Annotated in this window: 24 protein-coding genes; 15 read left to right on the top strand and 9 right to left on the bottom strand. The window is 66.2% G+C overall.

What is annotated here, in order from left to right:
- The first annotated feature begins 5 nt into the window (after positions 1-5).
- From C7T96_RS11455 to C7T96_RS11440, 4 genes are read left to right on the top strand one after another with little or no spacing between them, the layout of a single operon-like run.
- A complete protein-coding gene (locus C7T96_RS11455) occupies positions 6-947 on the top strand; it encodes an ABC transporter permease (protein WP_106571350.1) in 942 nt (313 codons plus the stop codon).
- 50 nt (positions 948-997) lie between these two features.
- Positions 998-1759: an ABC transporter permease gene (locus tag C7T96_RS11450; RefSeq protein ID WP_199190460.1), complete on the top strand. Its 762-nt coding sequence runs from the start codon at positions 998-1000 to the stop codon at positions 1757-1759.
- 17 nt (positions 1760-1776) lie between these two features.
- Positions 1777-2646 (top strand): SMP-30/gluconolactonase/LRE family protein, encoded by an 870-nt coding sequence (locus C7T96_RS11445; RefSeq protein WP_106571348.1) that lies wholly within the window; start codon positions 1777-1779, stop codon positions 2644-2646.
- Positions 2647-2651: 5 nt separating this feature from the next.
- Positions 2652-3500, top strand: a complete 849-nt coding sequence (locus C7T96_RS11440; protein ID WP_158264347.1) for an alpha/beta hydrolase — start codon at positions 2652-2654, stop codon at positions 3498-3500.
- Positions 3501-3613: 113 nt separating this feature from the next.
- Here C7T96_RS11440 and C7T96_RS11435 read toward each other — a convergent pair whose 3' ends face one another.
- Positions 3614-4414: an aldolase/citrate lyase family protein gene (locus C7T96_RS11435; protein WP_158264346.1), complete on the bottom strand. Its 801-nt coding sequence runs from the start codon at positions 4412-4414 to the stop codon at positions 3614-3616.
- Between the two features lie 183 nt (positions 4415-4597).
- Positions 4598-5413 (bottom strand): IclR family transcriptional regulator, encoded by an 816-nt coding sequence (locus C7T96_RS11430; RefSeq protein WP_158264345.1) that lies wholly within the window; start codon positions 5411-5413, stop codon positions 4598-4600.
- Positions 5414-5654: 241 nt separating this feature from the next.
- Between C7T96_RS11430 and C7T96_RS11425 the strand changes: the two genes are divergently transcribed.
- Both C7T96_RS11425 and C7T96_RS11420 read left to right on the top strand, forming a co-directional pair.
- Positions 5655-6344: an ankyrin repeat domain-containing protein gene (locus C7T96_RS11425; RefSeq protein WP_106571344.1), complete on the top strand. Its 690-nt coding sequence runs from the start codon at positions 5655-5657 to the stop codon at positions 6342-6344.
- A complete protein-coding gene (locus tag C7T96_RS11420; protein ID WP_106571343.1) occupies positions 6341-6826 on the top strand; it encodes a nucleoside deaminase in 486 nt (161 codons plus the stop codon). The genes C7T96_RS11425 and C7T96_RS11420 overlap by 4 nt, the downstream gene beginning before the upstream one ends.
- Here C7T96_RS11420 and C7T96_RS11415 read toward each other — a convergent pair.
- The 7 genes from C7T96_RS11415 to C7T96_RS11385 all read right to left on the bottom strand — a co-directional run bounded on the left by C7T96_RS11415 (position 6753) and on the right by C7T96_RS11385 (position 13851).
- Complete coding sequence (locus C7T96_RS11415; RefSeq protein WP_106571342.1) at positions 6753-7745, bottom strand: cation diffusion facilitator family transporter; 993 nt, start codon at positions 7743-7745, stop codon at positions 6753-6755. The two genes, C7T96_RS11420 and C7T96_RS11415, sit on opposite strands and share 74 nt — an antisense overlap.
- A gap of 56 nt (positions 7746-7801) precedes the next feature.
- Positions 7802-10330 carry a heavy metal translocating P-type ATPase gene (locus C7T96_RS11410; protein ID WP_106571341.1) on the bottom strand — a complete coding sequence of 843 codons (2529 nt, stop codon included), beginning with the start codon at positions 10328-10330 and terminating at the stop codon, positions 7802-7804.
- Between the two features lie 384 nt (positions 10331-10714).
- Positions 10715-10960: a hypothetical protein gene (locus tag C7T96_RS11405; protein ID WP_106571340.1), complete on the bottom strand. Its 246-nt coding sequence runs from the start codon at positions 10958-10960 to the stop codon at positions 10715-10717.
- Positions 10957-11595 (bottom strand): NifU N-terminal domain-containing protein, encoded by a 639-nt coding sequence (locus tag C7T96_RS11400; RefSeq protein ID WP_106571339.1) that lies wholly within the window; start codon positions 11593-11595, stop codon positions 10957-10959. The genes C7T96_RS11405 and C7T96_RS11400 overlap by 4 nt, the downstream gene beginning before the upstream one ends.
- Positions 11596-11622: 27 nt before the next feature.
- Positions 11623-12168: a DUF2249 domain-containing protein gene (locus C7T96_RS11395; RefSeq protein WP_106571338.1), complete on the bottom strand. Its 546-nt coding sequence runs from the start codon at positions 12166-12168 to the stop codon at positions 11623-11625.
- Positions 12169-12184: 16 nt separating this feature from the next.
- A complete protein-coding gene (locus C7T96_RS11390; RefSeq protein WP_106571337.1) occupies positions 12185-13543 on the bottom strand; it encodes a hypothetical protein in 1359 nt (452 codons plus the stop codon).
- Between the two features lie 53 nt (positions 13544-13596).
- Positions 13597-13851, bottom strand: coding sequence for a DUF2249 domain-containing protein (locus tag C7T96_RS11385; RefSeq protein ID WP_106571336.1), 255 nt, complete (start codon positions 13849-13851; stop codon positions 13597-13599).
- Positions 13852-14026: 175 nt separating this feature from the next.
- On the opposite strand from C7T96_RS11385, the gene C7T96_RS11380 reads away from it, so the two are divergent.
- The 9 genes from C7T96_RS11380 (at position 14027) to C7T96_RS11335 (ending at position 22404) form a co-directional block, all read left to right on the top strand.
- Positions 14027-14500, top strand: coding sequence for a hypothetical protein (locus tag C7T96_RS11380; RefSeq protein WP_106571335.1), 474 nt, complete (start codon positions 14027-14029; stop codon positions 14498-14500).
- A gap of 240 nt (positions 14501-14740) precedes the next feature.
- Positions 14741-15022, top strand: coding sequence for a hypothetical protein (locus C7T96_RS11370; protein WP_238719681.1), 282 nt, complete (start codon positions 14741-14743; stop codon positions 15020-15022).
- 74 nt (positions 15023-15096) lie between these two features.
- The gene (locus C7T96_RS11365) at positions 15097-16392 is read left to right on the top strand and encodes an ABC transporter substrate-binding protein (RefSeq protein ID WP_199190459.1); all 1296 of its coding nucleotides are present in this window, start codon (positions 15097-15099) and stop codon (positions 16390-16392) included.
- Between the two features lie 205 nt (positions 16393-16597).
- Positions 16598-17464, top strand: a complete 867-nt coding sequence (locus C7T96_RS11360) for a branched-chain amino acid ABC transporter permease (protein WP_106571333.1) — start codon at positions 16598-16600, stop codon at positions 17462-17464.
- Positions 17461-18462, top strand: a complete 1002-nt coding sequence (locus C7T96_RS11355; protein WP_106571332.1) for a branched-chain amino acid ABC transporter permease — start codon at positions 17461-17463, stop codon at positions 18460-18462. Before C7T96_RS11360 ends, C7T96_RS11355 begins: the two co-directional genes overlap by 4 nt.
- A complete protein-coding gene (locus C7T96_RS11350; protein ID WP_106571331.1) occupies positions 18459-19181 on the top strand; it encodes an ABC transporter ATP-binding protein in 723 nt (240 codons plus the stop codon). Before C7T96_RS11355 ends, C7T96_RS11350 begins: the two co-directional genes overlap by 4 nt.
- Entirely contained in the window at positions 19174-19893 is a 720-nt protein-coding gene (locus tag C7T96_RS11345) for an ATP-binding cassette domain-containing protein (RefSeq protein WP_106571330.1), read from the top strand. Before C7T96_RS11350 ends, C7T96_RS11345 begins: the two co-directional genes overlap by 8 nt.
- An 18-nt stretch (positions 19894-19911) precedes the next feature.
- The gene (locus C7T96_RS11340) at positions 19912-21429 is read left to right on the top strand and encodes an amidase (RefSeq protein ID WP_106571434.1); all 1518 of its coding nucleotides are present in this window, start codon (positions 19912-19914) and stop codon (positions 21427-21429) included.
- A gap of 141 nt (positions 21430-21570) precedes the next feature.
- Positions 21571-22404 (top strand): AraC family transcriptional regulator, encoded by an 834-nt coding sequence (locus tag C7T96_RS11335; protein WP_106571329.1) that lies wholly within the window; start codon positions 21571-21573, stop codon positions 22402-22404.
- Positions 22405-22478 lie beyond the last annotated feature (74 nt).

Genomic DNA, 22478 nt, shown 5'->3' with positions numbered 1-22478 from the left:
CGGGCATGACGCGTTTCATCGTCTTTCGGTGCCTGGCGGCAGTCCTGACCGTATGGCTGGCGAGCATGGTCGTGTTCGCCATGGTCAGGGCGGCGCCCGGCGACATCATCGAGATGATGATGGGGCAGATGGGCAGCAGCGAGGGCGAGGCGGCGCTGCGGCGCTTCTTCGGCCTCGACCAGCCCGTTTACGTCCAGTATCTCGACTGGCTCGGCCGGGTCGTCACCGGTGATTTCGGCTCCTCCTGGCGGCAGGGAACTCCGGTTACCGAGTTGGTGTTCAACGCCTTCACGGTGTCGTTCGAGTTGGCGTTGCTGGTATTGATCGTTTCGTCGCTGATCGGCGTTCCGCTGGGCTTGCTCGCCGGCTATCGGGCCGGCGGCGCGGTCGATACCATCATCCAGGCCTTCAACGTGCTGTTTCTTGCGACGCCGGTCTTCTGGCTGGCGTTGATGTTGCTGTTTGGCGTGTCCACCTTCTTCTATTGGTCGCCGCCCACCATCTATGTCTCGCCGCTGCGTTCGTTGGCCGACAATCTGATCATTCTGGCCATGCCGATGGCCAGCCTCGCCTTTCTGCAGATCGCCGCCTACGCGCAATTCGTGCGCCAGCACGTTGTCGAGGCGCTGCGGCAGGATTATGTGCGCGCGCTCAAGGCGCGCGGTGTGCCGGCCCGCACCATTCTGGGCAAGCATGTCCTGCGCAATATTCTGGTGCCGCTCATCACCTTCATGGGACTGATCTTCATTCAGATCCTGGGCGGCGTCGTGGTCATCGAATCCCTCTTCGGACTGCCGGGGCTTGGGCGGCTGCTGGTCAACGCGCTTTATGCGCGCGATTTCCCGGTGGTGCAGGGGGCGCTGGTCATGGTGCTGATCTCGGCAATCGCGATCAATCTACTCGTCGACATTCTCTATCGTGCCATCGATCCGAGGCTGCGCTCATGACCGCTCAATTTGCCTCGACAATCGCCAGACGCCCCGCCCTGGTCATAGGGATGACCCTTGCGTTGGCGATCGCGGCAGTGGCGCTGCTGCCCGGCCTGTTCGCGCCGCAGCCGCCCAACGCCATTGATGTCGGACGCGCTTTGCTGCCGCCGTCGGCCGAGCACTGGTTCGGCACCGACCATGTCGGCCGGGACGTCTACACCCGCGTCGTCCACGGCGCACGGGTGACCTTGGGCATTGTCGCCGGATCGCTGGCGCTATCGGCCCTGTTCGGAGGGCTGGCGGGAACGATCGCCGGCTATCTGCGCGGCTGGAGCGACCTTTCTTCCGGGCAACTCGTGGAGGTGATCCTGAGCTTTCCGCCGATCTTCCTGGGCGTGATGATCACCGGCATCATCGGCTCCAATGTCGCCAATCTCATGCTGGCGCTGTCGATCGTCTATCTGCCGCTTTTCTTCCGCGCCGCCCGCTCGGCGGCGATGGTGGAAAGCGCCAGGCCCTATGTCGAGGCCGCGCAGGTTCTGGGCGCCGGCGACGGACGGATCCTGTTCCGGCATCTGTTGCCAAACGTGCTGCCGGCCGTGCTGACGCAATATATCATCCTGTTCCCGCTCGCCCTGCAGATCCAGGCGGCGCTTGGCTTCCTGGGTCTCGGCGTGCAGCCGCCCACGCCCGATTGGGGCGCGAGCCTGCAGGAAAGCAAGGACTATGTGCTTTACGCGAGCTGGACGGCGATTTTCCCCGGCCTCGCGCTCGTTGTCTCGTCTCTGGCGGTGATTCTGATCGGCCGGGGACTGCAGTCCAGGACTTGAAGCTTACGGAGAAGGCGATGAAGATCGAATGTGCCGCGCAGACCGGCGATGCGCTGGGAGAAGGGGTGATATGGAACGTCGCCCAGCAGAAACTCTACTGGGTCGACGCGTTTGGCCCGCATATACGCTGTCTCGACCCGCTGACGGGAAAAGTCGACTCCTGGCAAATGCCCGAAGTGATCGGCTCGCTGGTGTTCGACAACAACGGCGGCATCGTTGCCGGGCTGGAATCGGGTTTCTGTCGTGTCTCTCTCGATCCGGTGCGGGTCGAGCCGGTGGTCAATCCGCAGCCAGAAACGGGCATCATCTTCAACGACGGCAAATGCGACCGGCGCGGTCGGTATTTCGTCGGCACGATGCATCGCGAGTTCCGCGCCGGCGCGGGCGTGCTGTGGCGGCTGGACCCGGACTGGTCGGTGCATCGCATCGATTCAGGCATCAGCGTGTCGAACGGGCTTGCCTGGTCGCCGGACAACAAGACCATGTATTTCGCCGACACGCGGTCTCTGGTCGTTTATGCCTATGACTACGACATCGAGACCGGCGCGGCGGAGAACCGCCGGGACTTCTTTCGCACCGACGATATGGTCGGGCGCGTCGACGGCGCGACCGTCGACACCGAAGGCTATTACTGGTGCGCCATGATCCATGACGGCTCGGTGTGCCGCTACTCGCCCGCCGGCAAGCTCGACCGGCGCATCGAATTGCCGGTCAAGCATCCCACGATGTGTTCCTTCGGCGGCGCCGATCTCGACACGCTCTACGTTGTCACCGCCCGCCGTTTCCTGAAGCCCGGCGAGGAGGCTGGGCAGCCGTTGGCCGGCAATGTGTTCGCGATCACCGGGCTGGATGCCAGAGGCATCGCCGAACCGACGTTCGCGGGATGAGCACCATGGACTGGAGAGCCCTCGACGCCGCAGAACTGGAATATCAGTTCAATCCGCAGAAATCCGTTGCCGACTTCTCACGCTTCCAGGTTCACCGCTCGGCGATCAGCAAGGTGTGCCGCCAGGTGATGACGGCCCATCTCGACATCGCCTATGGCGACGGCGCGCTCAACGGCGTCGACATCTTCCCCGCCGGCGACAACGCGCCGGTGCACATGTTCTTCCACGGCGGCTACTGGCGCACGCAGGACAAGGCCAATTTCGCCTTCATTGCGCGCGACCTCGTCCAGCGCGGCGTTACGCTGGTGATCGTGAACTACGATCTGTGTCCGACCGTCAGCCTCGACCGGGTGTCGGGATCGGCGCTCGAGGCGATTGCCTGGTGCTACCGAAACATCGCGTCCTATGGCGGCGATCCCGAGCGCATCAGCATTTCCGGCAACTCGGCCGGGGCACATCTGTGCTCGATGGCGGTCGCCACCGACTGGCCGGCGCGCGGCCTGCCGGCGGATATCGTCAAGGGCGCGGTGATGATCAGCGGGATCTTCGATCCGTTCCCCGCAAGCCTGATCAGCGTCCGTTCGGAACTGAAGCTGCGCGACGACATCATCGCTCGCAACAATACCGAGGCGCTGCCGCCGCGGGTCGATTGCCGCTGTTTCATTTTCGCCGGCGGGCTGGAACCCTGGGCGTGGATCGACCAGAGTTTCCGTTATTCGGCGCATCTGCGCCGGCATGGCTACGACCCCGACGTGCAGGTGCTGCCGGGCTATCACCACTTCAACATCATGGATCAGTATCTGGAGCCCGCCAGCCCGATCGCGCGGGCGGTGCAGACGGTCTCTGCCCTTTGAAGGGCAGCGACGGCCGGCGGTGCGCGCCGGCAGCGGCGCGAAGAAAACCCCGAAACCTGGTCTCCGGTTTCGGGATCGTGCTTGGTCAGTGAGGCCGCAGCGTTGCCCTCGGATCAATGTCCTTCGGCTCGTACGGCCTGGAAGCGCGAGGCGAGCGCGCTCGCGCCCGTAAACAGAACGGCGGCGTCGTTGGCCACCGACACGAAGTCGAAACCGTGGCGCACGAAGCGCTCGGCCAGTTCGGGATTGGGAGCGAGGACGCCGACCTTGACCGGCTTGTCCTTGAGGCGCGCATGACCGTCCAGGATGGCATCGACCACCGCCGGTTCGGCCGGCTTGCCCAGATAGCCCATCGTGGCGGCGAGGTCGCCTGGGCCGAAGAATACCGCGTCGACGCCGTCGACGCCGGCGATCGCCTCGAGATTGTCGAGCGCCTGCTGTGTCTCGATCTGAACGATCAGCGCCACCGCGTCCCCGGCCTCGGCAAGATAGGTCTTGTCGGTTCCGTAGCGGCTGGCGCGGTGCATGGCGGCAACGCCGCGCGTGCCGCGCGGCGGATAGTGCATCGCGGCGACCGCGGCCTCGGCTTCGGCGGCCGACTGAACATAAGGCAGCATCAGCGTCGTTGCGCCGGCGTCCAGATATTGCTTGATGAGCACCGGCTCGTTCCAGGGAATACGGATGATCGGAACGATGTCGGCGCCCTTCGCGGCCCGCATATGGGCGATCGCGTCGGGCAAGGTGACGGGCGAGTGCTCACCGTCGATCAGCACCCAGTCGAAGCCGCACTCGCTCAGCCCCTCGACCGCGTTCGACGAGTTCAGCATCGACCAGATGCCGAGCAGCGGTCGGTCTTGCGACAGCGCCCGACGAAACGGATTGCGGGAACGGGCGTGGGGGCGGTTCTCAGACATTGCGACCTCTTCCTGTGATCGAGCCACCATAGTCTCTGGCCGCTTTCGAGGCAATATTGTTTCACATTACGGAAGTTTGTTTCATATAGTAAAAACATAGAAATTACCCATGCTCGCGGGCCGGGCGACGGGATCGCCCGAGAACTCGGCCGGGAATTAGGAAGATTGCTGCCCGAAGCGGCGTCAGGCCGACGGGAGGGGGGCGTGCCAGCCCATCGCGCGCGAGATTTCGTCGGCGGCGGCCAGGTTGCGGGCGATGATGTCGGCGAACGTCTCACCGGCGATATCGAGACCGATCGTCGACACGCTGATCGCGGCGACGATGTTGCCGCCGGCGTCGCGGATCGGCGCGGCGGAACACTGGATGGCACGATTATACTCGCGCCGGTCGAGACTGTAGCCGCGCTGCCGCGCCTCGGCGACCTCGCGGATCAGCGTTTCGGGATCTGTGATCGTCTGATCGGTGTGACGTTCGAAGCGCAGGCCGGCGACCGTTTGCGCCAGCGCCTGTTCGTCGAGGCCGGTCAACAGCGCCTTGCCGAGCGCGGTGCAATAGAGCGGACGTCGGCTACCGACCTCCGACAGCACGCGGATTTCCTGATCGGGCGGTTCCACCTTGTCGAGATAGCAGACTTCCGCGTCGACCATCGTGGCGAGCTGGACGGTTTCGCCGACCGCCTGGGAAAGCGCTTGCATCACCGGCCGGGCGACCTGGCGCAGATCGGTGCTGGCGCGCGCGCCGGCCTGAAGCCGCAGCACGGCCGGGCCGACGGTCCAGCTTTTCGTCTTGGCCTGGAATGCGGCATAGCCGTCCTCGGCGAGCGTGCGCAGGATGCGCAGCGTCGTGCTGCGGTGAAGCGAGACCCGCTCGGCCACCGTCGTCAGCGACAGCGGCGTTTCCGCTCCGGCAAGCGTCTCGAGCACGCGCAGGGACCGGTGCACGACCTGAATGGACGAATAAAGCTCGTTCCCGCTTTGCTTCTCGGCGGACTGCGTCAACGGACGGAACTCCGATGCTGATACCTGTCGTGCACCTATCACAAGGCGCGGCCAAGCAAAATCCCCGCCGGTTGCGGCTGGAAGCGCAACAATGCTCTGCGCGACCTGTTGGCGCGCTTGCCGGGCGCGCTCTTGCGCAGCCTTCTCCCCCATGGCCTATATTTGTGTCCGTGGACACACCGGCACACGGCGCGTCAAATGCGCTGGCAAGCCGGCCGTCTTGGTACGGGAACGATAGCCGATGCCCAAAATCCTCATACTGTGCGTTGCCGCGCTGTTTGCGGTTCTTGTCCACACGCCAACCCTGTCGGGGCAGTCGATGACCGAACTATCCGGGCTGCACGAGGCGGCGGCCAGCAATGACGTTACCGCCATCCGTGCGCTTCTGTCCGCCGGCGCCGATATCGACGCCCGGGACCGGAAGGGCCGTACCGCGCTGCTGGTGGCCACGCATGGCAACGAGGTCGAGGCCGCCGCCGCGCTGATTGAGGCGGGTGCCAACGTCAACGCGAAGGACGATATCGACGACAGCCCTTATCTTTATGCCGGCGCGCGCGGCCATCTCGAGATCTTGAAAATGACGCTTGCCCATGGCGCGGACCTTCAAAGCACCAACCGCTATGGCGGAACCGCGTTGATCCCGGCGGCCGAGCGCGGCCATGTCGAGACGGTGCGCACGCTGATCGCGGCGGGCGTCGAGGTCGACCACGTCAACAATCTCGGCTGGACGGCTCTGCTCGAGGCGGTCATTCTCGGCAATGGCGGCCCCGCGCATCGAAGGATCGTCGCGCTTCTGGTGGAGGCGGGCGCCGATGTCGATCTGGCCGATCGTGATGGCGTAACCCCGCTCGCCCATGCCCTTGGCCGTGGGTACGAAGAGATCGCGCAGGTTCTTGTTAAAGCCGGCGCACGCGGAGGAACAAGCCCATGAACGCCGCAATCCCTCCCGATGACGAACAGCGTTTCCTGCGCGAAGCGATAGAGCTCGCCCACGCCAACGTCGAGAAGGGCGGCCGCCCGTTCGGCGCCGTCGTCGTCAAGGATGGTGCTGTCGTCGCCACCGGCGTCAACGAGATCGTGGCCACCAACGACCCGACCGCGCATGCGGAACTGACTGCATTGCGCGCCGCCTCCCGGAAGCTGGGCGCGCCGGATCTGGCCGGCTGTACCGTCTATGCAAGCGGCCATCCGTGTCCGATGTGCATGGCCGCGATGCGCCTGGCCGGCATCGATGCCGTCGTTTACGCCTATTCCAACGACGACGGCGCGCCTTTCGGCCTGTCGACCGCGGCGATCTATGACGAGCTCGCCAGGCCCTTTGCCGAGCAGTCGATGGCGATCAGCCACGTTCCGGTTCGTCTCGAGGCGCGTCCCGATCTTTACGCGGACTGGAAACGGCGGCAGGCCCGGTGACGTCGATGGCGCGCGCGTTGGCCTCGTCCAGGCACTCGGTTTCGATCTGCAGCGTGACGAAAAAGAACTCGTAGCGGGCGGACAACAGCGCGTGCGCCTGCCGCAGCACGGCGGCGGGATCGCCTCGCCAGTCCGGCTCCAGTCGCAAATGTGCGGAAAATACATAACGCCCGCTGGTCAGCGCCCAGCTATGCACATGGTGCACATCGGCCACCCCGTCGAGAGCGTTGAGTGCGTCGATGACCGCGTCGAGCGCGATGTCGGGCGGCGTCCCGTCCATCAGCAGATGAACCGCGTCGCGCAGGATGCCCCAGCTTGCCCACAGAAGCACGAAGCCGAAGCCGATGCCGAGCAGCGGGTCGATGCCGAGAAAGCCGGTGAAATGGATCACCAAAGCCGCCACGATGATGATCAGGCTGCCGACGAAGGTCTGGATGATGTGCCAATAGGCGCCCCGCACGTTCAGGTCCTCGCCCTGCTGGCGGTAGAGCAGGGAGAGCGAGATCACCTCCGTCACGATGCCGCCGGCGGCGATGATCAGCATCGGCGTGGTCGGCAGGTCGATCGGTGCGCCGAGGCGCATCACGCCCATCACGATCACCAGGATCGCCATCGCCAGCAAGAAGGCGCCGTTGACGAGGGCGCCGACGATCTCGGCGCGGTACCAGCCGAAGGTACGTTTCAGGTCGGCCGGCCGGCGGGCGATCCGCGCCGCGACGATGGCGACGAGCACGCCGCCGACGGCCGAGAAGGTGTGGAAGGCATCGGAAATGACCGCGATCGAGCCCGTCCACAGGCCGGCGATCAGCTCGGCGACGAAATAGAGCCCCGTCAGCCACGCCGAGATCGTCAGCGCCCGCCCGCTGGACGGCAGATGGCCGCCGTGACCGGCCGGGTGCGGAGCGTCTTTGCGCGCCATGCTGGCGTCTCCGGATAGGCGGTGCCGTCGGCGGGGGATCCCGGCGGGGCCTGCGGTTAGCTTGCCGACACCGGCCGCTGCGTCGGCGCGGGGCCGGCCGCAGCCGTCCCGCCCGCCGCCAGCGGCGCGGCGAAGCGGCGCAGGCGCAGCGCGTTGCCGAGCACGAACACGCTCGACAGCGCCATGGCGGCGGCCGCCAGCATCGGCGACAGCAACAGGCCGAAGGCCGGGTAAAGCACGCCGGCGGCGACCGGGATCAGCGCCGTATTGTAGGCGAAAGCCCAGAATAGGTTCTGCCTGATATTGCCCAGTGTTGCCTGCGACAGCGCGATGGCGTTGGGCACGCCGCGCAGGTTGCCGGCCATCAACACCACGTCGGCGGCCTCGATCGCCACGTCGGTCCCGGTTCCGATCGCCAGGCCGACATCGGCTTCCGCCAGCGCCGGCGCGTCGTTGATGCCGTCGCCGACAAAGGCGAGCGTGCCGTGCTCGGCCTTCAGCCGGCGCACTGCGTCGACCTTGCCGTCCGGCAGCACCTCGGCGACCACCTCGTCGATGCCGAGCTTTCCGGCGATGGCTTCGGCGGTGCGGCGGTTGTCGCCGGTGATCATCGCCACCTTGAGGCCGAGCTCGTGCAGGGCCGCGATCGCCTCGGGCGTCGTCTTTTTGATCGGGTCGGCGACCGCGATGATGGCGGCGAGCTTGCCGCCGATCGCGGCGTAGAGCGGCGTCTTGCCCTCGTCGGCCAGTCGTTGCGCCGTCGCCGCGAAGCGATCGGCATCGTGGCCGAGGCGTTTCATGTAGCGGTCGGCGCCGATTTCCACGCGCGTCCCGGCGACTTCGGCGACGACACCGAAGCCGGTGACCGACTGGAACCCGCTCGCCTCCGGCAAGGCGAGGCCGTCGGCCTCCGCCGCCTCGACGATGGCGCGCGCGATCGGATGTTCGGAACGGGTCTCTACGGCCGCGACCCTGGCCAGCGTCTCGTCCCGCGCGAACCCCTCGGCCAGGTCGAAGTCGGTCAGAGTCGGCCGGCCCTCGGTCAGCGTGCCGGTCTTGTCGAAGGCGACGATGCTGGCCTGCTTGAGCAGTTGCAGCGCCTCGCCCTTGCGAAACAGCACACCCATTTCCGCACCGCGGCCGGTACCGACCATGATCGAGGTCGGGGTCGCCAGACCCATGGCGCAGGGGCAGGCGATGATCAGAACCGCGACCGCATTGACCAGGCCGAAGGTCAGCGCCGGCTCGGGCCCGAACACCATCCACACCAGGAAGGTCAGCGCCGCCGCCGCCATCACGGCGGGGACGAACCATAGCGTCACCCTGTCGACCAGCGCTTGGATCGGCAGCTTCGAGCCCTGCGCCTCTTCCACCATGCGAATGATCTGGGCAAGCATGGTATCGGCGCCGACGGCCGTCGCGGTGAAGGCCAGCGCCCCGGTCTGGTTGACGGTGCCGCCGACGACGGTCGCGCCCGCGGACTTGGCGACCGGCATCGGCTCGCCGGTGATCATCGATTCGTCGACATAGCTGTCGCCCTCGATCACCGTGCCGTCGACCGGCAGGCGCTCGCCGGGGCGCACCTCGACGATGTCGCCGGGCCTGACCTGGGAAACGGCGATGTCGGCGGTCGTGTCGTCGCGGCGTACGCGGGCCGTCTTGGCCTGCAGGCTGACCAGGCGTTTGATCGCTTCGGAGGTGCGGCCCTTGGCGCGCGCTTCCAGCCAGCGGCCGAGCAGGATCAGCGTGACGATCACCGCCGCCGCCTCGTAATAGACGTTGACCGTGCCCGCCGGCAGCAGAGCGGGAGCGAAAGTGGCGACCAGCGAATAGAGGAAGGCGGCAGCGGTGCCGACCGCGACCAGCGAGTTCATGTCCGGCGCGCCGCGCGCCAGTGCGGGAATGCCGTGCGTGTAGAAACGCCGGCCCGGCACGAAAAGCACGAAGGCGGTCAACGCGAACTGGATCAACCAGTTGGTCTGCGTGCCGATCGTCGCTTCGATCCAGCCATGCATGCCCGGGACGATCTTGGCGCCCATTTCGAGCACGAAGACCGGCACTGTTGCCAGTGCCGCCAATATCAGGTTGCGCCGCAGTTCCGCTTCCTCGGCATCCTTGCGCGCGGCGCTGTCCTGGCGTGCCTCCGCGCTTGTATCCACCGGCCGCGCCTGGTAGCCGGCCGCCGCGATCGCCGCGACCAGCGCATCGGTGTCGGCCATGCCTTTCACGCTCGCCTTTTCCGTGGCCAGATTGACGCTGGCCTCGGTTACGCCGGTCACGGCGGCAAGTGCCTTCTCGACGCGGCCGACGCACGACGCGCAACTCATGCCGGTGATCGCCAGCGTGGTCGAGGCGGACGGCACCGCATAGCCGGCCTTTTCGATCGCTTCGACCAGCGACCGGTGCTCGACCGGGCTCGAAAGCGTGATGTCGGCCTTTTCCGTGGCCAGATTGACGCTCGCTCCGGCGACGCCGGGCACGGCGGTAAGCGCCTTCTCGACCCGGCCGATGCAGGAGGCGCAGCCCATGCCTTCGATCGCCAGGGTCACGGTCTCGCGCATATCGGGTTTGACTGGGGCGTTCATCAAGCTTCCCTCGAAATCACTGTCGGCGCCGAAGATGGAGCTTCCAGTATTGGGAAGGTCAAGGGCCGGCCGGGCGTTTTTGCCTGCGCCGTCGGATGAGCGCCGCACTGCCGAGGCGATGCGTCCGGAACGCCGTTTCGTCAGGCCGCATCGGAATGGAGCGGTGCAAACGATGCGTGGCGCCGGGCGTCGCCCCCGGGGCGAAAATCGTCTCGGCGGCGTGATGTGGTCACAGCAGGCCGACAATTGCGGCCACGACGAAGACGAAGGCAAGGCCGGCGACGATCGGCGGCAGGATGCGCGTGAGGCGAGCGCGTCTTGCGCTTCTGGCTGCGGGTCGCGCCTGGCGCCCGGTTGCGTCCGGTCGGCGATGGCCGGTGCCGCTCATGTCGGTGCGGGCGGGGCGGCTTGGCGCCGGTCCGGCGGCGCGGTCCAGGTGAGCGAGGGCGTAAGTCGGTGCAGGAACACGTCGAAGCGCCGGGCCGCGTCGGGGGTGTCCAGCCGCAGGGCCGCATAGGCGCGTCCCGCCAGCCGGCAGGCCGCCTCCGTCTCGCCGGTCTCGGCCAGGCGTGCCAGGCTGGCCAGCAGGATGTCGCAAAGCTGCGCGTTCGGGTCGGGTTTGGAGATCATCGCCGCCCGCCGGTGCTGATCCCGAAATGGGCCTTGGCGCCGTCGCTCATCAGTTCCGTGGACCAGCGCGGCTCGTAGGTGAGCTTGACCTCGGCGCGCGAAATACCTGCAACCGACGCGGCGCGCTCGCGTGCCCCGTCGCTCAGATAGCCGGTCGCCGGACAGCCGGGCGAGGTCGTGGTCATCGTGACCGTGGCGAGCCCGTCAGTGTCGACATCGACATGGTAGATCAGGCCGAGATCGACGATATTGTAGCCGAGTTCCGGGTCGATCACATGCCGCAGCGCCTGGGTGATTTCTTCGACCAGTTTCCCGGTCGCCTCGGAGACGGGCGCGGCGGCGGCGTGCGCCGGTTCCGACAGCACCGGCGCGCCCGACAAAAAATGCTCCATCATGGCGCCCAGCAGGGCGGGCTTGAGGTGCTGCCAGTCGCCGCTTTCCTTGGTGATGGTGATGTAGTCGGGCCCGAGCGCAAGCGCGGCGACGCCGCGCACGTCGAACAGCCGGGCGGCCAGCGGCGAGCGCGCGGCCGCGGCGCGGTCGTTGATCGTCAAGGTCCCGTGCGGCAGAACCGCGCGACCTGGCAGAAAGGTCAGGCGTGCGGGATCGGATGTGGCTTCCGTCTGGATGAACATCGTCGCTGCCTCCTTGTGGCGTGCGTGTCAGGCATCGCCGCCCGCTTGTCCGACACGCACGGTGATCTTGTAGGTTTCGCCGTCGGGCTCGAAGCCGCCGCGCCAGGCATGGCCGCGTTTTTCGAGTTCGGGCAGCAGGAACATCGGCTCGCGGCAAAGCAGCGCCGACAGGACCTCGCCGGGACGCATTTTTTCGATGGCGGCGAGGATGCGCACCATCGGCTCGGGCGGTTCCAGTTCGCGATTGTCCATTTCCTGGACGGGAGCAGGCCAGTCGGAGGCGCCAGCGGCGGACGGGATGGCGGGCGCCGGGTTGGCTGCGGGTGCCGCCTCCGCCGGAATGTCCGTCCGGCTGAAAAGCACCTCCCAGTCGCCGCCGCCGATTTCCCGTGCCGCGTAACCGAAACCTTGCCGGCCCAGCACCTGGAACAGAGGAACCGGCTTGAAGGTGGCGTAAAGGCGCAGACCCTGGTCGGGCGCCAGCGCGGCGACGGCCTCCATGATCTTTTCGAACGGCTCGCCGCCGTCGCGAAGGATCGGGCGAACGTCAAGGTCGAGATAGTCCTGTGTCATCGCAATGTCTCCCTTCTCATCGGCTTGGGTGGGGTATGGACATGAGCAGATGTGGGCGCTGGGCACCGGCGGGCAGCCGGATTTCGGCGGATACGTCGGCCAGCCGGCGCGCGCGTATCAGTTCTGCGGCGATGGCCAGTGTTGCCAGGGTCATGGCGCCGGCCGCCAGCCGGAAAGCGAGCACGTGGGCCGCCAGCAGCGCCACCGTCGCGCTTGCGACCGCCAGATAATAAAGCAGGAACCAGGTGCGCGCGCGCGCTTCCACGACCAGATCCTGCACGCGCGGGGTCGCCGCCCTGCCGAGGGCCGGACCGTAACATTCGAGCCAGGTCAGGAAGGCGACGATCTTGTAGAGCTTGGCGAGGCCGAGCCCGGTGAGCCATCCGAAGGCGACAAGGAAAACCAGCGCGCCGACCTGCTCGCTCAACCGGCCGAGGACGATCAGCGTCACCGCCAGCGCGGCCGCGACAGCGAGCGCGGCGAAGGCGAAGACGGCCATCTGGCTGTTCAGCTCGATGATGCGGCGCTTGCGGGCGCGGTAGAGATGGACGATGTCGGCGCCGTAGAGCACCAGCGCGACGAGACCGAGGATCCCGCCGCCGACAAGCGCCGGCGCGAGCGCGGCGTCGAAAGCAAGCGCGGCAAGCCCGCCCAGTACGGCGAGCGCCAAGCCGGCGGTGCCGGTCCAGAATACCGCCCGGGAGCGGGTCCCCTCGAGTTCGGGCGCCAGCATGAACATTGCCAGAAGACGATAGCTGACACCGATCGCGGCCAGGGTCAGCCAGCCGGCGAGCCCGGCCACGACATGCAGCGGCAGTCCCGCACCGGCGATCGCAAGCAGCGGCTGCGAGCCCAGGCCCGTCGTCAGGGCGAAGCTGAACAGCGCGCCGAGCGTGACGGTGGTGGCGAGGAAGAAAAGCGCGACCGCAACGAACCGCGCCGGCAGCGGCAGAGGCCGTGCCGGCCACAGCGTGCGAGCGAGATCGTAGAGCGCGAGCGCGAACCCGCCCGCCAGCAACGACGCGGCCACGGGCAGGAGCGGCGGCGCGGGATCGAGCGTTCCGGCGAGTTGTAGAAAGCCGGCAAGCAGCGCGCCGAGGCCCGCCAGAAGCAGCACCAGCGCCGGCAATGGCAGGGTGTTGCTGTGCAGCGGGCGCGCAATCAGCACCGGAACGAACTGGAACAGCGCGCCGCACAGCAAAAGGCTGAGCCAGCCGATCGCGACCACATGCACCACGACCAGCGTTTCGGGGGCGCGTAGCGGCGCGGAGGGGAAGCCGTATCCGGCTGTCATCAGCCCCTGGCCCACCAGCAGCGCAGCGAGCGCGGCGGCGAAATAGGACATCGTCCAGCGTGACAGCGTGACACCGAGCATGGTCGTTTCCCTGGGCCGTGACGCCGGCCGTGCCGGCGCCGCGGCGAGGCCGGTCAGGCGGCCTCGGTGTGTTTGCCGATCTCCACGCGCCAGACCTGCGGGCCCTGTTCGACATAGTCCCACGAGAACTGGCCGGGATACTCGGCCTCGAGCTGGTAATAGAGCGGCTTTGGATCGTGATCGTTGACGAGCACGAACGACGTTCCCGGCTTCAGCGCGTCGACGAGCTGGAAGATTTTGGCATGCCGGTCGGCGGGCACGAGGCTGCGTACGTCGACGACATCCGCGCTCTGGGCTGTATCGCTCATTGGCGTTCTCCTTGGCTTGAACGGGTTGGGGCGAGGCGGCCATGCCGGCCACGCAACGAGTGTTGATCTAAAAAGATATATTGTCAATGTATCTTTTATCGATTAGACACGATCCGCCCAACGGCGATGCCGCGCCTTGTCCGGCTTGCCGCAAAACCAGCGCGAGGAGAGGTCGATGACGATGGTTTTTGCCGAGATCGCGCCCGTCGACCCGGGCCGGCCGCGCGCCCGGCAGGTCGTGACGGAGGGCAGGCTGGCCCTGCCGAGCGGTAAGGCGGCGTCCGAGGCCGGTAGGCTCGACCCGGCCACCATGGCGGGCATCGCCACCAGTGCTTTCCGCGCTCACGGGCATATCTGCAACGTGATGACCCATATTTCCGGCGGACGCTGGGACCATGTCGAGGACGCTCTGCGGCTGATCCTGGATCCGCGCGCTGGCCGGGCGGACCTCACGCCCTTGGCCGAAAACGTCGTCGAGCTGCTTAGCGCCGATGCCGGCGTCACCGGTCGCATCGTGAAACCCTATTTCGAAACGCTGATGGCGCGGCTTCTGCCGGCGGCCGCGGCCGCGACCCTATGCGCTCACCTCGCCTGCCTTTCGGTGGAAGCGGGCGCGCGCACCGGCCCGGTCGGGCGCTGCGGCAGATGAGCGGCGCGAAGGGCAGGCGGCATCGCGTCAAGTCCGCGCTGACGCGGTGTGGCGGGGCGATCATGGCCGGTTTTGCCGCGTGCGGCCCGCGTGCCGGGCGCCGGCCGCGGCGCTGCGAATGTCCGCCCGGCCGCTGCGAGCGGCTTCATGTCTTGGCCAATGTCGGCCAGTGGGGCGATCTCGCGCCGCTGATCGCGGCGGCGGACCTCTATCGGACAAGGGATTGAGCCGGAAGAGGCGATGACGGAAGCGGTTGACGGCCGGCTTTTCATGTCGGCGAACGGGATCAAGCAGGCGCTGGGGCCGGATGATCCGGTGCTGCGCGCCCGGTACGAGAGCCTGGTCCGCGACGACTACGAACGCGCGCACCCGCATGATTCCTTCGACGACCTGAAACGGCGCGCACGGTTTTCCAAGGAGGATCAGGGGCTGTTACGCGATTGGATGGACGTTGCGGCGGCCAGGATTCGGCAATGCCGGCGCGCCGAAGTCAACGACCCCGCGCATTCGCCGGAACCCTAACGGCCCGGCAAGGGAGCCGGCGATCGCCTGCGTTCCACGCATTGGCTGCCTGTTGCGGAGCCAAACCGCTGCCAATGTCAGAAATTGTCATGCAATTGTCGAATTTCGCCATGGCCCGGCGTGGCGGCTTCGTCTCTTTTCCCGCCGTTTACGGGAAGGAGATGATCGCAATGGTCGTAAACCGCAGAACTATCCTGAAAAATGCAATCGGTGCGACGACGCTTCTGTCGGCGCCTTTCCTGATGAGAACCGCCGCGCTCGGCTCCGATCCGATCCGCGTCGGCGTTCTGCTCGATCTGTCCGGTCCGTTGGAGGTGCTGGGCCGTCCCAAGGTCAACTGCATCCAGCTCGCCGCCGAAACGCTGAACGCGGCTGGCGGCGTGCTCGGGCGCGAGGTGGAGTTGAAGATCTACGACACCCAGTCCGACAACCAGCTTTACGCGCAATATGCCCAGCAATCGGCCCTGCGCGACCGCGTCGCGGTGGTGCATGGCGGCATCACCAGCGCCGCGCGCGAGATCGTTCGTCCGATTCTCAGCCGGGCGCAGACGCTTTATTTCTACAACATGATCTACGAAGGCGGTCTGTGCGACCGCAACACCTTCGTCACGGGCCCGACGCCGCCGCAGCTCCTGGCCAAGCTCATTCCCTACATGATCGAGAAGTTCGGCCCCAGGATTTACACCGTCGCGGCCGACTATAATTTCGGCCATGATTCCGCGGCCTCGGCCGCCAGCATCGCCGCGCAGCATGGTGGCGAGATCGTCGGCGAGGAGTTCTTCCCGCTCGATGCCAACGATTTCTCCGCCACCATCGGTCGCATCCAGCAGGCCAAGGCGGACAGCGTCTTCAACATCTTCATCAGCCCGCCTCAGGAAGCGTTTTACGGACAGTGGGCCGCTGCCGGCCTGTCGGGAAAGATCGGGCTTGCCGGTCACGCTTTCGGCGATTCCGGAGAGGTGCGACGCCTTCCGGCCAACGTCGTCGAGGGCATCACCGTCGCCAAGAACTATCTGGACGAGATCGACACGCCGGCCAACGCCGCGTTCCGCGCCAGATACAAGGAACGCTTCCCCGACGAGGCGGTCATCGGCACGCTCGGCCCCACCGATTATCAGGGCATGATGCTGTGGGCTGCCGGCGTCGAGAAGGCGGGAGACACTGCGCGCGAGAGGGTTGTCGAAGCGTTGGAGACGGGCCTGTCGATCGACGGTCCGAGCGGCGGCGTCACGGTCGATCCCGCGACCCATCATTGCATTCTCGACGTCTACCTCGCCGAGGTTCGGGAGGGTCGCTTCGCCATCCAGGAACACTGGGCCGCGCAGCGACCGGTCGAAAACGACGACAGCTGCAACCTGACCGCAGGGTAGGGCCGAACCGGTCATTCGGGCGGTCGGGCCGCGGCATCGGGTCCGTTTACCGGCGGCGCCGGTGGTGCGATACGGACCTGGATACGCGCACCGATTCCGGTTCGACGAACGATGAGCCGCGGGGCGCGGAAGGGCTTTGCCCTGCCGCTCTCGCCGGCATGGCGGTCGGCGTGCCGGCCGGACGCCTCATCTGGGAATTTTTCTCATGGAAATCATTGCACTATCCGGCATCAACATCGTCTATGCGGTCGCCAGCCTGTTTTTGCTGGCGGCCGGCTTGTCGATCATTTTCGGAATGATGGGCGTCATCAATCTGGCACACGGCGAATTCCTGATGCTCGGCGGCTTCGCGTTCGTGCTGTCGGTGAATGCGGGCATCAACATCTGGATCAGCATGTTCGTCGTCGCGCCGCTTGTCGTCATGGTGATCGGCATGGTGATGGAGCGGCTGATCGTGCGCCATCTCTACGGGCGAACGGTCGAGACGATCCTGGCGACTTGGGGCGTAAGTCTGCTGCTGATCGGCGTGACCTCGGTGACGCTGGGCTATCAGCAGCTTGGCGTGAGCGCGCCGCTGGGCAGCTTGGAGATCGGCGACTACCGCGTCGGCGGCTACACCTTCTTCATCATAGGGCTGGCATTTGCCGTCCTCGCCTTCCTCTACGCGATCCTGCGCTGGTCGTCCTTCGGCCTGAAGGCGCGCGGCACCATGCAGAGCGCCAGCACCGCCGCGACGCTGGGGGTCAATGTCGGTTATGTCTATTCGGCGACGTTCGGCCTGGGTGCGGCCATCTCCGGCCTGGCCGGCGCGGCTTTCGCGCCGATCGCCGGCGTCACGCCGGTCTCCGGGCTGACCTATATCGGCAAGGCCTTCATCACCGTGATCGCCGGCGGGCCGCTGCCGCTGATCGGCACCTCCACGGCCTCGCTGCTGCTCGGTTTCATCAACGCGGCGGTCACCGCTATCTCGACGCCCGTTCTGGGCGAGATCGCCCTTCTGGCCGCCGCCATTCTGCTCCTGCGCCTGCTTCCGGCCGGCATCACCGGCAGATTCTTCAGAGGTGGCCTGTGAAAACCGAACTGACCAGCCCGACCTTCATCGCCGCGCTCGTGATCGGCGGCGCGATCGTCTTCGCGGCTCCGTTGTTTCTGGAAACCTACGACCTGTTCAATTTCACCGTCTTCGCGATCATGGCGATGCTGGCCATCAGCCTCAATTTCGTCTGGGGCATCGGCGGGATTCTCAGCCTCGGTCAGGCGCTGTTTTTCGGCCTGGGCGGCTACGCCTATGCGATCACGGCGATAAATCTGGGCAGCGGCTGGGGCCTGCTGGCCGCGGTCGCCGTGCCGTGCCTGTTCGCGCTGATCGTGGGGTATGTCGCGTTCTACGGCCGGATCAGCGACGTCTATTTCGGCGTCGTGTCGCTGACCATTTCGTTGATCCTCTACAATTTCGTCAACAGCACCTCCGACGCTTTCTATACGATCGGCGCCGCCCGGCTCGGCGGTTATAACGGCATTCCCTCGGTGCCGCCGATCCAGGCGCCTTGGGCGGCCCAGCCGCTCGGCTTTGAAGCCATGTACATGCTGTGCGCGCTGACGGCGCTGGTGTTCTATCTCGGCGTGCGCCTATTCGTGCGCGCCCCGTTCGGGCGCGTCATCGTCGCCGTGCGCGAAAACGACCTGCGCGCGGAGCTGCTCGGCTACGATCCCCGCTACCACCGGCTGGTCGTGTTTGCGATCGGCGCGGCGATGTCGGGCCTGGCCGGCGCGTTTTTCGCCGCCTGGGGCGCCTTCATCGGCCCGGACACCTTCTCCGTCTCCTTCGCCGCCCAGGCCATCATCTGGGTCCTGTTCGGCGGTCTCGGCACCTTGATCGGACCGGTGGTGGGGGCGTTGTCGGTGTCCTGGTTCACGACCTGGCTCGGCGAGGTGCGGCTGCTCGATCCCAATATCGCGCTCGGCCTGTTGTTCATCATATCGGTGCTGCTGGTTCCCAACGGCATGGTCCCGGCCTTGCGCAGGGTTCTGGAACGGCTGCGGATCGTGAAGGAAAGGGCTGACACATGATTGTCGAAACCAGCGATCTGTGGCGGACATTCGGCGGCGTTGCGGCTGTCGCCGGTGTCAATTTCAGGCTCGAACCGGGTGAATTGCGCTGTCTGATCGGCTCCAACGGCGCCGGAAAGAGCACGTTCTTCAAACTGCTGACCGGCCAGTTGCGGCCGTCCAAAGGCCACATTTCCATCCTCGGCAGGCAAACGACGACCAGTCAGCCCTTCGAGATTTCGCGCCTCGGCGTCGGCATCAAGACCCAGGTTCCTAACCTGTTCGAGGGCCTCAGCGTACGCGAAAATCTTCATCTCGCCGCGCGGCGGACCCATGCCGGCAAGGCGGCGCGCCTGGCCGCCGAGGCGATGCTGGACGATATCGAGCTTGCCGATCGCGCCGGCGTGCCCGTGCGGGAGCTGTCGCACGGCCAGCGCCAATGGGTCGAACTCGGCATGGTGCTCGTGTCGGAGCCGAAACTGGTCCTGCTGGACGAGCCGGCGGCGGGCATGACCCAGGCCGAGGTCGAGCGCACCGCGATGCTGCTGCAGCGCATGCGCAAGGACCGCGCCTTCATCATCGTCGAGCACGACATGCATTTCGTTCGCAACATCGCCGAACGGGTCACCGTGTTTCACCGCGGCCGCATCCTTGTCGAGGACACGATGGAAGCGGTGACGAGCAACGCCGAGGTGCGCAACGCCTATCTCGGCCAGAAATTCGGCAAGGATCATGATTGAGCAATCGCTGTTCGCCGTCTCTGAACTGCGCGCCGGTTACGGAAGGGTCCCGGTTCTGGACGGCGTTACGTTTTCGGCCCGCCAGGCTGAGATCGTCGGACTGCTTGGCCCGAACGGAATGGGCAAGACCACGCTTTTGAAAACCCTGATCGGCGTCCTGCCGTTGAGCGGCGGATCGATACTGTTCGACGGTGTAGAGCTCCGCGCCAAGCCGGCCCACGAGCGGGCCCGGCTCGGCATTGGTTACGTCCCCCAGGGGCGCGAGATCTTCGCCGGGTTGACGGTGCGCGAAAACATCGCCTTCGGTGCGGCCTCCTTCGGCCGCGCCCGCCGGGCGGTGATCGACCGGGCGGTAGCGGATTTCCCAGTCCTGGAGCGGCTTTTGGACCGAAAGGGCGGTGCGCTGAGCGGCGGCGAGCAGCAGATCCTGGCGCTCGCCCGCGCGCTCGCCGGCGATCCCAGGGTGCTTTTGCTCGACGAGCCGACCGAAGGCGTGGCGCCCGCGATCGTCGAGGACATCGAACGCCAGCTCATCAAGCTGGCGCGCGAGCGCAGCCTGGCCGTGGTCGTGGTCGAACAGGACGTCGATTTCCTGGCGACCGTGTCCGACCGGATTCTGCAGATGCAGAAGGGACGGATCGTGCGCGAGGTGCCGGTGGCCGAACTGGCCGAAACCGATATTTTCGCGCCCGTTTCGCAAACCAATTCCTGACAAGTGATGGTGGCATCGATGTTTGAAAATCCCGACATTTCCGCACTTGAGGACGCGGCCGAACGGCTCGGCCTGTCGCCCAAGGCCGGATATCTCGACAAGGTGAGCACGATCGTCGAGGCGCTGTCGGCCGGATATGCCGATCTCGACCTGTTGCCGGACCTCCTGCCCGCTGTCGCCTATCCCCGGCGCGGCGGCGAGCGGCCCGCCGCCGAGGACAATCCGTTCGGCGCCTGGTACGTCAAGACCGACATCGCCGGCGCCGCCGAAGGCCCGCTGGCCGGTCGGCGCGTTGCCATCAAGGACAGCATCTATGTCGCCGGCGTGCCGATGATGCACGGTTCGAGCCTGTTCGAGGGCTTCGTGCCGGATATGGACGCCACCGTCGTGACCCGCATTCTCGACGCCGGCGGCGTGATCGCCGGCAAGGCGGTATGCGAGAACTATTGCGTCTCCGGCGGCAGCCATACCAGCTCGACCGGCCCCGTCATCAACCCGCGCTGTCCCGGCCATTCGGCCGGCGGCTCGTCATCCGGCAGCGCGGCGCTGGTGGCGGCCGGCGAGGTCGACATGGCGATCGGCGGCGATCAGGCTGGTTCGATCCGTATCCCTTCTGCCTATTGCGGCACCTACGGCATGAAACCGACCTTCGGCCTGGTGCCCTATACGGGCATGATGTCGCTGGAACAGACCATCGACCACGCCGGCCCGATCACCGGCAATGTCCGCGACAACGCCTTGTTGCTGCAGGCGATCGCCGGTGACGATGGCCTGGACGCGCGCCAGCGCGCGGTCAAGGTCCAGGACTATGCGCGCGAGATCGGCAAGGACCTTTCCGGCCTGCGCATCGGCGTCGTGCAAGAGGGGTTCGGGCACCCGAATTCGCAGGCCGATGTCGATGCGTCCGTGCGCGCGGCCGCCCAGACGCTGGCCGCGCTGGGAGCGGAAGTCTCGCAGATCAGCATTCCCATGCACACGCATGCCTTCGGCATCTGGGCAGCGCTCGCGCATGACGGGGGCTACTGGATGATGATGGAAACCAACGGCATGGGGGTCGGCTTGCAGGCCCCCGTGGCGACCGATCTGCCCCGCTTCGGGTCGCAATGGCGGCGCGCGGGCGACGACATGTCCGATCCGCTCAAGATCATGGCGCTTTTCGGCGCCTATTCGACCGAACGTTATCTGGGCCACTATTACGCCAAGGCCCAGCGCGTGCGCCGGCGCCTGAAAGCGGCCTATGACGAGGCCCTGCAAAGCTGCGACCTGCTCGTCATGCCGACCCTTCCGGTGACCGCGACCCCGCTGCCGGAAACGCTGTCCGACCCGGTGGAGGTCACCGACAGGTCGTGGGAGATGATCCGCAACACATCTGCCTTCAACGTGTCGGGCCATCCGGCCATGAGCGTGCCGTGCGGGCTGTCGGAGGGGCGTCCGATCGGGATGATGCTGATCGCCGCTCACTGGAACGAGCCGACGATCTATCGCGCCGCGGCCGCGTTCGAGGCGGCTGTCGACTGGCAGAAGGAAGCGGCGTGACCGGGTTTTGCGTCTCGTGCCTCGAACCGCCCGCACAGGGCGGTCTTCCGGCCTGAGTCGGGCGTCGGCGTTCGCGTAGGCCGCCGCCGGCGCAGCAAAGGGGGTGCGCGCATTAATCCGCTTCGACCGAGCCGTGAGGTTTTGGATCGACTGCAATATCTGCAGGTCGAGCGGATTTCCACGCGTATTAGAAAATACAACTGGGAGCTTTTCCCGCACCGCCATTCCGACCTGTTCCAGATCGCCATCGTGCATTCGGGAACCGGTCGGGTGAATTTCGACATCGAAAGCCGGACGTTGCGGCCACACATGGCGGTGCTGCTGCCCAACGGCGTCATGCATAATTTCGAACTGTCGGCAAATGCCGACATCGATCTGATGACCGTCGATGCCGACTATTTTCAGTTCAATGTGAGGCAGGTCGTGGAGGCAGCGGCCGAAGCCTGCTTTGTTCATCCCGACATTGTCGCCTTCGACCCGCAAGGCGTCGAATGGCCGGCGCTGCGTTCGTCTTTCGACAATGCCGAAGCCCATCAGAACGTCGCGAGGTCACGGACACGCAACGCGCTTCTGGCCGCCAATCTGGTCGCCATCATCTCGATCCTGTCCGACCAGTTGTCGCATGCGCACCTGCCGGAGGAGAAGGCCGGCCATGTCGGCCTCTATTTGCGTTTTCGCGATCTGGTGGAGGCGAGCTATGCCAGCCGTCAGACCATTGCCGACTATGCCGCCAGGCTGGTCGTGACCGAGCAGAGCCTGTACCGGGCCTGCAAGGCCGTTTCGGGCGTCAGCCCCTCCAAGCTGGTGCAGCAGCGTCTGGTTCTGGAGGCGCAGCGATTGCTGCTTTACTCGGACATGACGGTGTCGGAGATCGCTTATGCGCTCGGCTTCACCGAACCCTCCGCATTCAGCCGGTTCTTTAGCGAGCGAACGGGACAGAGTCCGGTCAAGTTCCGCGCCAAGCGCCTGGGCTGAACCGGTTCCGGCAAGCGCCTGCGCCAGGCCGGCGAGGGCATCGTGTTGGACTTCGCTATAAGATTCATTTACGA

It is taken from the genome of Nitratireductor sp. StC3 (assembly GCF_003015025.1).
GTDB classification, from domain to species: Bacteria; Pseudomonadota; Alphaproteobacteria; order Rhizobiales; family Rhizobiaceae; genus Mangrovimarina; species Mangrovimarina alexandrii.
This window is presented reverse-complemented; position numbering and strand designations above follow the sequence as displayed.